This is a genomic window from Brevibacillus brevis, from assembly GCF_022026395.1.
In the GTDB taxonomy this organism is placed as follows: Bacteria; Bacillota; Bacilli; order Brevibacillales; family Brevibacillaceae; genus Brevibacillus.
Genome location: NZ_CP041767.1, coordinates 1,456,952 through 1,470,547, shown reverse-complemented (window position 1 = coordinate 1,470,547; position 13,596 = coordinate 1,456,952). Strand labels below are relative to the sequence as shown.

6 protein-coding genes and 1 tRNA gene are annotated in these 13,596 nt (G+C 39.1%); 3 read left to right on the top strand and 4 right to left on the bottom strand.

Translation table 11 applies throughout. The features are described from left to right. Window positions 1-14 precede the first annotated feature (14 nt). Both FO446_RS07420 and FO446_RS07415 read left to right on the top strand, forming a co-directional pair. The gene (locus FO446_RS07420) at window positions 15-1,730 is read left to right on the top strand and encodes a LytS/YhcK type 5TM receptor domain-containing protein (RefSeq protein ID WP_237900255.1); all 1,716 of its coding nucleotides are present in this window, start codon (window positions 15-17) and stop codon (window positions 1,728-1,730) included. After that, window positions 1,702-2,445 carry a LytR/AlgR family response regulator transcription factor gene (locus FO446_RS07415; RefSeq protein WP_237900253.1) on the top strand — a complete coding sequence of 248 codons (744 nt, stop codon included), beginning with the start codon at window positions 1,702-1,704 and terminating at the stop codon, window positions 2,443-2,445. The genes FO446_RS07420 and FO446_RS07415 overlap by 29 nt, the downstream gene beginning before the upstream one ends. Window positions 2,446-2,788: 343 nt before the next feature. On the opposite strand, the gene FO446_RS07410 is transcribed toward FO446_RS07415, so the two are convergent. The 3 genes from FO446_RS07410 to FO446_RS07400 form a co-directional block, all read right to left on the bottom strand. Continuing rightward, window positions 2,789-4,012, bottom strand: coding sequence for a modification methylase (locus tag FO446_RS07410; protein WP_237900251.1), 1,224 nt, complete (start codon window positions 4,010-4,012; stop codon window positions 2,789-2,791). A 27-nt stretch (window positions 4,013-4,039) separates the two neighbouring features. Beyond that, the gene (locus FO446_RS07405) at window positions 4,040-6,139 is read right to left on the bottom strand and encodes an ATP-binding protein (RefSeq protein WP_237900250.1); all 2,100 of its coding nucleotides are present in this window, start codon (window positions 6,137-6,139) and stop codon (window positions 4,040-4,042) included. A 1,411-nt stretch (window positions 6,140-7,550) separates the two neighbouring features. Beyond that, entirely contained in the window at window positions 7,551-10,253 is a 2,703-nt protein-coding gene (locus FO446_RS07400) for an ATP-dependent DNA helicase (RefSeq protein WP_237900248.1), read from the bottom strand. Between the two features lie 470 nt (window positions 10,254-10,723). Between FO446_RS07400 and FO446_RS07395 the strand changes: the two genes are divergently transcribed. Beyond that, a tRNA-Ala gene (locus FO446_RS07395) sits at window positions 10,724-10,799 on the top strand. Window positions 10,800-10,923: 124 nt separating this feature from the next. Here FO446_RS07395 and FO446_RS07390 read toward each other — a convergent pair. Then, window positions 10,924-13,515 carry an Ig-like domain-containing protein gene (locus tag FO446_RS07390; protein WP_237900245.1) on the bottom strand — a complete coding sequence of 864 codons (2,592 nt, stop codon included), beginning with the start codon at window positions 13,513-13,515 and terminating at the stop codon, window positions 10,924-10,926. Window positions 13,516-13,596: the final 81 nt, after the last annotated feature.

Sequence of the window (13,596 nt, the reverse complement as noted above, 5' to 3'; positions counted from 1 at the left end):
GGGAGGCGGCTGTTATGACAATCACTATGCTTCTGGGACTGCTTGAAAACATCTCTGTAATTGCAGTCATCGCCCTTATCATCGGCCAACTCGATTACTTTCGGAACATCATGTACGGAAAAAACAACTGGATGCGGATCATGATCCTCTCCACCCTGTTCGGGTTCCTGTCGGTAATCGGAACGGAGAATGGGCTACGGGTCAATGACGCACTCGCCAATACGCGCATTGTGGGTGCCGTCGCGGGCGGGTTGATCGGAGGGCCAGTCGTCGGTTTTTTGGCCGGCCTTATCGGAGGTATTCATCGCTATTCGATCGGTGGATTTACCGCATTCGCCTGTGCCATCTCGACCGTAATGAACGGCTATTTGGCCGGGATCGTCAGCACGAAAATGAATATGCTGCGTCTGAAATGGCAGCATATCGTACTGATTGGCGTTACAGCCGAGCTCATTCAAAAAGTTATGGTGCTTCTCATGGCCAAGCCTTTTTCAGCGGCACTCGAACTGGAAGTAAAAATCGCGATCCCGACCACGATTATGACCATTGCAGGACTGTTGCTTTTCACGCGCGTTTTCCAAAATCTCAAAATGATGCAAGACCAGTCCGGCGCACTTGGGGCAAACCTTGCCTTGTCGATTGCAAGTCAGACGTTGCCTCATCTGCGGACGGGGCTTAATGAATATTCTGCGAAAAAAACCGCTGAGCTGATCCGTGAAATGGCCAGAGTGGATGCAGTCGCCATTACCGACTGTGAAAAGCTGCTCAGTGCAAAAGGCCATGAACTGGAGAATCATGTGCAAAAAGAGACGCTGTGCGCACAGGTAGCGGAAGCTGTTTTGACCCACCCTACAGGGGAATGGTGCGACAAAGATTTTGCTCTTCCGCGTCCGCCTCGCCTAAAATCGATCAGCGCCGCGTCGTTGTATCATCAAAACCAGAAAATCGGGACGTTGCAATTCTACTATAAAACCTCTTCCTCCAAGACGTCCCAGACTAACGAGAAGTTGGTGGACGGCCTGGCCAAGCTGCTGTCGGTCCAAATTGAGCTCGCGGAGATTGAGCATCAAGCGAAAATGCGGAAGCAGGCTGAAGTAAGCGCCCTGCAAGCACAAATCAACCCGCATTTTCTGTTCAACACCTTGGGGACAATTATGTCTTATTGTCGTACAGACCCTGATCAGGCGAGAAACTTGATCGGTCATTTAAGTGACATCTTCAGGCGCAATTTGAAAAGCAAGGGAAATCATCACAGCTTGCAGGAAGAGCTGGACGGAATCAAGTCGTATTTGGAAATCGAGAAGGTCAGATTTAGCAACCGTTTAAAGGTAAACATGGAGATCGACGAAACCCTGCTGGAGTGCAAATTGCCTGTCCTGACTTTGCAGCCAATCGTGGAAAATGCCATTCACCATGGACTTTCCCCAAAAGTTAGCGATTGTCTGCTCACGATTCGAGTGGAACCGTTTGGCCAAGAAGTGAAAATCAGCATTGAAGACAATGGAGTTGGAATCAGTGAAGAGCGTTTGGCCGAAATCTGGAACAGCCAATCGAAAGGCATCGGCCTTGTCAATGTCCATTCACGGCTGCAATCCATTTATGGCAAAAAATATGGCCTCACGATTCAAAGCAAGCCTGGTTTGGGAACAATCGTATCCTTTGTCGCTCCGTTAACCGCATTTGAAAAGGAAGTGCATCCAGATGCTCCTGAAAACGATCATCATCGATGACGAGCCAGCCATTTGTTCCGAATTGGAATATTTGCTGAAAAAATATATCGATATCCAGGTGGACGCAATTTATACCAATCCCTTGGAAGCATTGCCTCATATCATCAATTCCGAGCCTGATTTGCTCATGCTCGATATTCAGATGCCCGGAATGAATGGTCTTGAATTTGCCAAAACATTGAATCAGATGTCCAATCCCCCCTTGATCGTTTTTTCGACTGCCTATCATGAACATGCTCTGGAGGCTTTTTCCACGCTGGCAGTGGGCTATTTGACCAAACCGATCATGGAATCGAAATTGGACGATGTGATCCTAAAAGTGAGGACACTGAGGAAGCGAGCGGCTATGAATGACCGCACCGCGACAGTTCCCCTGATGGAAGAGCATGTCTGCATCCGGAAGAGCAACAAGATCATCCCGATCCCTGTAGGGCAGATTTACTTTGCGTTTGTGCGGGAGAAAGATTTATATGTGGCGACAAAAGAGAGTATCGACAAGTGTGATTTGTCCTTAAATGAGCTGGAGGAGATTTTGAATCGGTCCCGTTCTTTCTTTCGAAGTCATCGGAATTATATTTTGAATGTGAAGTATATTAAAGAGATTATTCCGTGGTTTAATAATACGTATTTGATTAAGATGAATGATGATAGTGAGATGGATATTCCTGTTAGTAGGGGGAGGATGAAAGCGTTTCGGGGGTTGATGAATTTGTGAGTTTTTGGGAAAAGAATATTGAGGAACGAAGCGGGATATATTAGAGTTCCAGAGATGGATACCCAATGCCATAAGATAACCGAAACCTCCGTCAAACTGGGGGATTTCTTATACAAAAAGAAAAAACGGCATCTCTGCCGTTTCTGTTGTTATTATATGGTGGAGCATTGCTGGACCGAACCCCGAGACTACTACAATGCCAGTGAAAAGCTCAAGTATTAAGGAAACAGCCGCGAAGGAAAGCCTTGCTGGACAAGGCTTTTTGAGTTCTATATTTAAGATCAAATAAACAGTAATTCCCAAAAAGAACAAGAGTGACCAATAATTCTACAAACTCTTAATATTAATGGTTAGAGGAGTCACCTTTCTGCATGACAATGACATATTCTTTGTTCATTGATGATACTGGCTTGCTATGTACCCTCGATACTTTTCTAGGAATGCGTTTTGAAACAATTTCTCTTTCCATTACCTCTTTTTGTAAAAATCCCTTCTTAACTAAATATCGAACTGTAATATCAGTCAAATCAATTTTCACACCATCTACTGTTCTATTCCCAAGAGTCATAATTATATACGTTTTTGTTACCCTACACATCTCATCCAAAAAGAAAAAGTAGTCACTAAAGAATCGCAATACCTTCTTTTGCTTAAGTATTGAAATTGAATTTAAGTAAGGTGTAAGTAAATCGTTACTAACTTTTCCTTCTTTCCCTTGTGAAAACCCGCCACCCATGCTTTTAGAATCAATTATAGAAAAGTTATCTAATTCCCAGCCCTCCATCTCTAAATCATTATTATTTATCCAAAATAATGGAAGTGTTGAGAACTGCCCATAGGGTACTGTTGTACTATTTTCACCATATGGCGGTGAGGTAATACAAATGTCAAATTCATTTGCAGGAAATTCTTTGACTATTGAAAGTGTGTTTTCCTTATATAAAGTGAAATTATTGAAATTTTTTTGGAACTTCACCCAATTTGATTCAATTGACTTAACAAAGTCACCAACAACATTATTTTCCATCTTATTGATATCATCTACTTTTTTTGTGTGGAGCTTATATGTTGAGCTTCTAGAGTTACTGTATTTTCGAACGATATCACAGAGCATGCACCAAAAATACAAACGATTTTGTTTATTATTAATTTGAATAATACAAGCTCTCACATGTGAAAGAGAGTGTATGATGTCCTTTCTAAACCACTTTTCTATGTTATGAAAGCTATGATTCACGGTACATGATGAATTAACCAGTAGTCTTTTCACTTCTTCAATATCGCTTAATATATCTTTGGAAACACCTTGTAGTTTAACTAGAGTAATTAAATTCGCAAGAGGGTTAATGTCGCATCCTACTAAATGCACATTATTCGAAATTTCCATCGCTTCGTATAACGAGGTTCCCGATCCATGAAAGGGATCAAAGATTTTCATGGTTATCTGCTTATTAATTAAATCTGATAAAATATTTTTCTGTACTGGAGCCACCATCACAGCAGGGTATAAAACAGTTCCATGTATATCACTTTTTTTTCTATATTCTTTAAAGGCAATATTACGCATTCCATCACACCTCAATTTAGGGAGTAATTATATTTCAAGCACCCAAGGATTTCCCAATTTAGCCCAATCAATCTTAGGATTATTGAGGATTTCATTAATAATCACAAGAAACAATGCTGCGTCTCTCCCTATCTCTTCCAAATTCCTCTCAGATAATGATTTTGTTGATTTATGTGCCCCCAGATGACATTTTTTTATTGTACTTCCATAATCCCTTGCATCCAAACTGTTTTTAAAATCCTTATAGCTAGGAAGACCTAGTCCACTATATACCTCACTTAATAACATGTTGTTCCCGCTGATGCTTCTAATTAATGTTTGCACTTTATCAAGCAAACGGTCACTAGATTTATTAACAAATTTAAACTCTATCCTACCTGACATCTCCAATTCATATATTGATAATTCAAAGATTGAGCGAAGAGAACAAGCAATCACTTCAATATATGACACCCTGGTAACTTTATATAATTTATTAAGTTGGTCAACTAATTCTGTAATTTGAGTCAGCTTATACTTAATTTTATATCCCTGCTTAGCTTCATTTGGAATCAGTATTCTATCGGGTTTTTGAGTTACTAACGGAGTGACTTTTTCAATTGCATGCAACGTTAAATTTCTTGCTACTTTTCCGTTTACAGGATCTTCAAAGGAATAAGTAATTATATTTTCTCCTGGTTTTAATGAAGTAAGCATCCCATTTACAATTGGTGAACCATTTATTTCATAAGAAATCAAACTTTGGTCTACAGAGTTCCCTTGAGTATCTTCAACTTTTTCTAAATACCCCTTCAAATCAATGGGATCCGTAGGGATGAACAAAGAAGTTTCAATTTTTTTCAGCTTTAGGATCGCCTCCTGAATTGAAACAGGAGTTTCAGGCTCTACTTCTTTCTCACTTTCAGCCACTTTTGATACTTCATCAAAAAATATAGCTCCTCCGTTCACTTTAGGACGATATGGTTGATATCTTTCGTTTTTTCTTTTGAATTCATTTTTAATTTCGGAGCTTTTGCGTTGAATAAATAAATTTATATTAGCAAGAGTATCCTTTATGGTATTGGTTAATTCGTTTTCTTGAAGTTGTGTTCTATCTGAATTAAATTCTAACTCCTCATCATCACTAATAATTTGAATACGGCCAATCATTTGGGTAAGGCTCTCATTAGATTTCTTATATCTTGATATTTCAGGATCAAACAACGTATAGTTATTAAATAAATTTTTATTAACATAAATTAACGGAATAAGCTTCTCAGTTAGACTATTCGTAGGGTCTATAAATAGTTTATCTATGTGATTTTTCTTTTTTCCTCCAGTAAAATCATAAAGCATTAATTCTACCTCAAGATAAAACTTTTTAGGCTTATCAATTTTAGTTACTGGAATCGTAACAGGGGAAATATCCTGAAAACCATATTTGGGATGATTTAAATACTGAACTACTATTTGATGAGAATTAGATTCATAAGTAACATAAAATAATTGTTTATCCTCATAATATTTTGATAGGGATAGTTCTGTCTGTGTTTGATAGACTTTCCCTTCGATTTCTAGGATGATATTAAATGAACTATCGATGAACGAATTTAGTATCTTATCGCGATTCACTTGATTAAGAAGAAATTCTCTTAATTGGTCTACTCCATAACTTCTTCTTAGTTGTATTTCTATTGAAGTTCCACTTTTTAAATCTTTAGTCGTTGATTCATTTATAAAAACCTTATAATCAGATACATCTTCCATTTTAAGCATTTCATTGTAATCAATTTCAAAATACCTCTCTTTATCTTTAGTTGTTCTCCATGTAACGATATCTCCAAATTTAAAAACGGATAAAAAACCTAGTCCTTTCGATCCCTGTACATAACGGTTATTTGCCATGGAACCATATTTTTTATTGCTCTTAGAAACTTGAAGCAAAGTAGATATTTCTTTTTCATCCATACCAGAACCATCGTCTATTATGGTCATTAGTTGTTTTTGAGTATCTAATGTTATATGTACATTTCGAGCTCCCGCATCATAGGCATTTTTGATAAGTTCATTTAAAGCAATAATATTTGAAGGAATTTTCTCTGAAAGTTCTCCAATTGCAGTGCCTGCTACCCTTAACTTGTACTCCATAAAAGTAACCCCCTACGTTTTTTCTGTGAAAAACGTCTCGACGCTTTCCATAAAACAGGATATGACCGCTTACATTCAGTAAAACGATCATGACCGTTTTGTAAATACATAAAGAGAAAATTAATCAATCTATAAACAAAATAGTCAACTATCCAATAATTACATTTGCCAATTATACCACAATTAGGGAGACAAAAAACTCCAAAATTCGCCATTTCACATTCTTTAGACCTAATTTTATTGCATTAGAAAAGTAAAATGACGTTTAGCTTCATTTCAACACAGGACCTTATAACCAAAAGAGAATAGGACTCACAAGTATAATGTTTCCATATTATTTTCCTGAAACCTATTCATAATAGGTAATTCTCATGAGAAATCTATCATGAAAGTGCCGATCACAAGCGTTCAGCATTTCTTTTTTTATCAACTAATGAGAGGTATGTTTTGAACGATTACCACAAAGAAGATTAAAAAGACTGGTCTCCGGGACTTTAAGACATCGACAAGATAACCTAGCCTCAAATAGAGTTTGTATACTTTGAATCGAGTAAGAGTATCCAGATTTCGCCTCACCCTCGTATTGGGAGCCCATCCTGGCGCACTGATATTGACAAAAGCCTACCAATCGGCAGGCTTTTGTCAATATCATATGATTTAAATTCCATTGTGGAGCTTCTGGTATTTACTTTTCTCCACGGGGGGATCGTTGGCATGAATCTCGTCCTCAACGCGCCACAGTGTATCAACCCTTATTAGAATAGTAGAAAAAAACGGTATTTCTGCTGATTTTATCTAATCAATATGGTGGAGGATAGGGGGTGAGAGATAAGAAAAAAACTGTAAAAACCTTGTAAGACAAGGATTTCAAGCGGTTAGTTTTATTTTCGCTCGAGGTTTCCAAGACGCTCAAAAACGGAAAGTGTGACCAAAATATGCTTTGTATGCGGGAAGCAACCTCATTCCCGCGGCATCTGTTATAGTCGCTTAATATCGCATAGTATCAATCATCTTACAGTCAGTTATCTTAGTATTATTTTTCTTTACTAGACCTTCTCACGAATTTTTGCGGCAGTTGTACGGCAATGTTTTCATCCTTACATACGCGGGGGATGTCATTACCTTTGACGGCTGAAATTCGCCAATCTAATTGTATTAAGGCGTTTGATGACTATTCTTTATATGCATTTTTTGCTTCTTCGCTGTAAAATGCTATTAGCCGTCAATACTGGAAATTAAGTGACCAGTAGAGGACGGTTTTTTCATAATATTTTTATCGCCCCTAAGACAAGGACAGTTAGAAGATCTCCTTCATATCCCGTATATAGACCGGGTGGATTTCAATCTGGAAGCCCGCTACAGTTTGACCGTCCTTCGTTCACTGCAGTCAAAATAATTAACACTATAACACCTACAAACTAAATTTTGATGTTAATAGCGCAACATCTTTTTTCCCATTTTTTAATTCTAAGCTACTTAATACAATATGCTCTGTTTCAGGTGTCCAATAAATCTTCAGATTCTCTTTTGCGCGCGTGATTGATGTGTAGAAAATGTTATGAGTAATGAGTTCTTCGATCTCATTTGTAATAACAATTTTTACAGAGTTATACTCCAAGCCCTGTGCCTTATGAATAGAAACAGCATATGCAACTTGAAATGGAATGACTGCTTCTGATGTCAGATCATCATCTTCCTCATCAGTGCTCCTAAATTTATTAACGAAAAATCTAATGATAGAATTTCCACTTTGGGAAGTGCCGATAAACTGAAAATCGTAGTTTTCAGCATCTAATTCGTTAATTACCTTGTCGATCTCAATTTCAAATTGAATTTTATCCTCATAGACATCTATGGCAGTAATTTTCCCTTTCAAATTATTATAAATCAGGGGTGCAAATCGTTCTGATTCATTAAATAGAATAGGGTCATTAACTTTATAAGTATTGATCCCCCACTGTATAGAAGGACTTGTGTTATTACCCTGTAGAAATCTATTTATATTATTTATACCGTATAGACCATCGTAATTTAAACAGAGAATAATTTGATCCTCTTCAGAATTGTCAAATATTGACTCATCCAAAGCCACAGAATAATTATTTTTTACTAATGGCTCTAAAATTGCCATATCTATATTCCGTACTCTGTTCCAAACATTTAGCAGACCTAGATTTGTAGTACGGTATGGCTTTGTTAATTCAAAGACAGATTTTGCAGATATGAATGATTTTGCAATACTAAACCAATTTCCAAATACAATTGATTCAATTTGGTGAATGTCTCCGACTAAAATCAATAATTTGTATGATGCTTTTTCAAGAATTTCCTTCATGTCTGTATTGCTGACTGTACTACATTCATCAATGATCAACAAATCACATGTAGCATCAGTATGTTTTGTTGATAGAAACTTTCGAATAGTCTTAAACGAGCAATTTGCAGCAGTTACTTTACGTCTAAGATTATCTACTGCTGGATTTGTGTTAGCCAAATATATTTTTTTCCTGTCATTGAAGAAATTCGATACATGGTTAATCAATGTAGATTTACCTGTTCCCGCAGAACCATAAATCAAAGCTACACGGGAGTTTACAAACATTTGCTTCAATGCGGACTTCTTCTCATCACAATCTATATTATAAGCAGATGACTGTAACCAGAATTCAACTGAATTTAAGTAGTTATTAATACCAGATGATGATATTTCCCTAAGCTTTCTAATAATTTCAACGCTATCTTCAGCGTAACCATTGATATAAATGTGGTCTTTATAGTTTTCCAATCTTCGATGAGCATGTTTGTAATATAGAGCGTTATTATACTTCTGCAAAAGAGCGTCAATATTATCAAATCCTTCAATATCTTTTTTAGGAGTGAACAATACTCCATTCCTTTCAGTGTTGTTTTTAATTAACCTTGCAAGGAGTTCATGTTCTCGACCTGAAGGTTTTATACACTCAAACAAATCTAAGATTTTTGGATTGTGATTTCTCAGCGATGTATTGAACGGCATTTCATCAAACGGAATACAACCATAGCTCAAATGCAAATATGATAAATTCTTACAAGGCTGGTTCCAATGCTGCTGCTTTAAAACTTTATTATTTAATTTATGAAGCAAATATCTAATTACATTACTGCCAGGACGATTACCTAATGTCAGTTCACGACTTTTCTCTAAAGCATCAAAAAAACGAAAATCCGTTACACTTCTAAATATTTGATTTTTTACATATAAGAAGTAGTCATCAGAAGAATCTATCAAGTCAACTAAACTCATACCCGTTTCCGTCAAGAATCGCATTAATTCACGATATTCTGTCGATCCACCATTAATACGACGCTCCCCAACTATTTGAGCAAACCTATTAAGTTCGCATGGACGTATCGACACTTCCCATCCATCAATAATCTGAATAGGCATTATCTTTCCCATTATGTCAATGGTTTCATTTCTTACCGAAAGTTTGACAGCATAATTATGTGAAATTTCCAGCTTAGTAAACGCTATTACTCTATCAAATTTGCTAGCCTTATCATTAGCAACAGTGAAAGTTACCTCATAGTATATATAATGATTAACAAAAATCGGTTTAACCTTTTGTATATAGTACCTATCGTTATAAGAACTTCTGGTTTTACTTGATTGAGATTGATTTATTCTAGCAGCAATTTTTTCATAGTATTCCGATAGATTAGAGTCAGTGTCAAGAGGGAAAGCATCGATATTATCTAGTACATCTAAATTATATGTATTTTTTAAAAATACCTTTATTTTTAGCAAGTACTCGTAGTACTTTAACATGAGTCTTTCTGACTTTCCCTCATCAAGAGTATAGTGTGAGGCCGAAATTTGTAGTAATTCGTGAAATTTACTTAAAAATCGATAGCTTCCTTTTGTTTTTATATGTTCTAAAGCTTTCGTAATAGAGTTATAAGTGAGATCAATATCGTTTCCGGATCCATATATTTTTACCGCAATTGATTCAACGAAGTTTCTGAGCTGTGATAAAATATTTTGAGACAATAGTCCTCTTTCAGTGGCAGCAAACCTAGCGATATTATTACATATACTCCGACTTATAACTAATATATCCGAATCAATTTTCATAAATGTATTCTCCTTCAATATTTCCATGGTAAAAGCTTAGGAAAATACAATTTTCGACAATTATTGGAAAAATCCTTCACCTCCATTTGAGTTATTTAGAATAAATTCCAAGTACAGACAAAGAAGGTCCTCGGGATCTCTCCCTAAGGACCTTCTTATGACCGATGCTTTCGAATTTGAAATAACCTTACCATGGGAATATAAGATTTGTCCGTGAACATTTTGTTAATTATCTCCTTTGTATCAAAGGGAACAAAAATATGGTATATATAACACGGCGTTCGTCGTCAATTCTGACTACACAAGCAACTCTCTTATGGACTGCCATATGCATCACTATCCCGACATGCGATTATATACTACCAATTATACGAAAAGAGTTTGTACTGGTCAGTATACTCCATATTCCCATTAGTAAATATTTTATTATTGACTATCTACCCAACTTATGTTAGTATTTAAACATTAATGGGGCCATAGCTCAGCTGGGAGAGTGCTTGACTGGCAGTCAAGAGGTCAGGGGTTCGATCCCCCTTGGCTCCACCATAATATAGGACGCACAAGTCACTTGTATAAAGTGACTTTTTTTGTTTTACAAACTCGATAAAAATCAAAGAAAAAAAGCCAACCGATCCACCCGGTTGGCTTTCCTCTTTCCCCTATCAACCCACTATCTCACTGTCACCACAATCGGTGTCTTCTTCCCACCATACTGCACATAAATCGTCGCTTTACCCGACCCTGTCGCCTTGATGATGCCATCTTTTACATCGGCTACCAACAGGCGAGAAGTGGTCCAGAGAGCTGGCTTGGATACATCTTGGTCAGAGCCATCCATGTACGTCGCGATGGCTTTCACTTGCTTTGTTTCACCTTTGCTCATCACGAGCTGAACGACATCTGTCTTCAAGTATTTCAACGTATCAACATCGACTGGGATGGACACGCTCTTGTCGTTGTACCTAGCTGTAACCGTAGCTTTTCCGAAGGCACGTCCTGATACGAGGCCTTTGGTTACGTCAGCTACCTTGTAGTTGCTCGTCTTCCAGTCAGCCAGATTGGTCACATCCATGGTGCGGCCATCGGAGAAGGTAGCTGTCAAGGTTACTTGTACGTTGCTGTTTGACTTCGTAGATACAAAGCGCTTGTCTGCTTCGAGCTTGCTCACGATTCCGACTTCTACCGGGATGCTGATCGATTTACCGCCGTATTTCGCGGTAATCGTCGCACGTCCGTTTGAGAGACCTGTTACACGGCCGTTTACCACATCAGCTACTTTCAGCGAGGACGAGGACCATTCTGCATCGTTGGTCACATTGTCCGAATTGCCAGCGGAGTTTGTTGCGCTCAGCTTGATGTCTTTTGATTCATTGACGTTCAAGATCAGCATGCGAGGATCAACAGAGAGATTCGTCGCTTGGTCTACTTCTACTGCAATGGAAACCGACTTGCCATCAAAGGTACCTGTGACGGTCGTTTTCCCTGCTCCTGTCGCCGTGATCTTTCCGTTCATTACTTCTGCAACAGCAGCAGAAGCAGTGCTCCATGTCGCTGTATCTGTTACATCCTTAGTCGTTCCATCTGCGTACGCTGCTGTCAGCTTGACGGTTTCGGACTTGCCATTGCCAAGCACGATCTTTTTCTTGTCTACCGTCAATGTCTGCATGACGCCAACCGATACGGAAATGTTCACTGTGCGTGTTCCGTATGTTGCTGTTACGGTCGCTGCACCTGTGGACACACCTGTGATCAAGCCTTGACGCACGCTTGCTACATTAGGTGCACTCGATGACCATACGACTTTTTGTGTGACATCTTCGGCAGAGCTTCCATCTGGATACGAAGCCTTTACCGTCACTTGCTTCGCGCCACCCACTGGGATTGCTACTGTCGTGATATCTGCGGTCAAGTTTTGCGGTACATCTACATCGACAACGAGTGTCGCTGTTTTTCCGCCGTATTTTGCCGTTACATTTGCTGTTCCAGCCTTGTAGGCGGATACGGTCTTGCCATTTGCAAATACGACATCTGCATTATCCGAAGACCACTCTACTTTTGAAGTGACATCTTCACTTGTACCATTCGCGAAGGACGCGTTTACAACCACATCTTTCGTTGTCCCGCTTTTCATCGTCAAGAAAGCAGGATTGATATACAAGGAACGGGGTACTTCTACATCTACGCGTACCTGAACGGATTTGTTTCCGTATTTCGCAGTAATCACCGCTTCACCGGACTTTACCGCATGGATTTTTCCGTTGCTGTAGTAAGCAACATCCTCGCGATCTGAGGACCATTCGGCTTTATCGTTCACTACTGTGGAACCGCCATTATTGGCATAGGTTGCTTTCAGCTCGATGTCTTCTTCCTTGCCTACATTCATGAAAATGTTTTGCTTGTTGAGTTCCAGCTTTTGCGTTGTATCCACATCGACTTTGATCGTCGCTGTTTTTGTTCCATACTTCGCCGTAATGGTTGCTGTGCCTGCGCCATAAGCCTTGATCGTACCTTTTAGCGCATCGGCTACTGCGGTATTGTCTGAAGACCATTCAGCCTTGTCGGAGACGTCTTCCGTTACACTTCCATCCGGGAAAATGGCTTTGAGCTTGATTTTTTCTTCGCCGTTCAGCAAGAGTGAAACCTGGTTTTTGCTAGGCTCCAGTCTGTGTGCAATCTCTACATTGACAGAGATAGTCGTCGTCTGGCTGCCGAATTTTGCTGTCACTGTACCAGATCCTGAATTCAGACCTTTGATTGCTCCATTTACTACAGTCGCAATCGCAGGATTATCGATGGACCAGTCTGCTTTAGTCGTTACGTCTTCTGTTGTCCCATCGCTGTATACTGCTGTCAGCTTTACATTTTCCGTGCTGCCAATTCTCACGTTCAACGTTTGATCTTCTGTTGTCAGTGCCTTTACCTTTTTGGTTACAGTCACACCCACTACGACAGGCTTACCCATGTAAGTAGCTGTAATGGTAGATTTCCCTACCGATTTGGCTGTAATCTGTCCGGCATAAACAGTAGCGATATTCGCGTCCTGTGTCGTCCATTCTGTCTTGACGGTGACGTCTTCCGTTTTTCCGCTCACATAAATAGCGGTAGCCGTCAGGTTAGTAGAATCTCCATTTTCCAGTGTTACCTCGTTCTTGGACAGAACGAGTCGGCTGATTTCATCGGCAGCCAATCCTACCCCTGCGTTTCCAGTCCCCACTAATAGAAAGACGGCCAGAAACAAGAGCATCGTTTTTTTCCAGAACATTGCTAGCCTCCCTCGCAAGTATGAAATTTGCTGTTCTTCGAAACCATTCCACCATTACTATATCGGCAAAGAGCAAGAAAC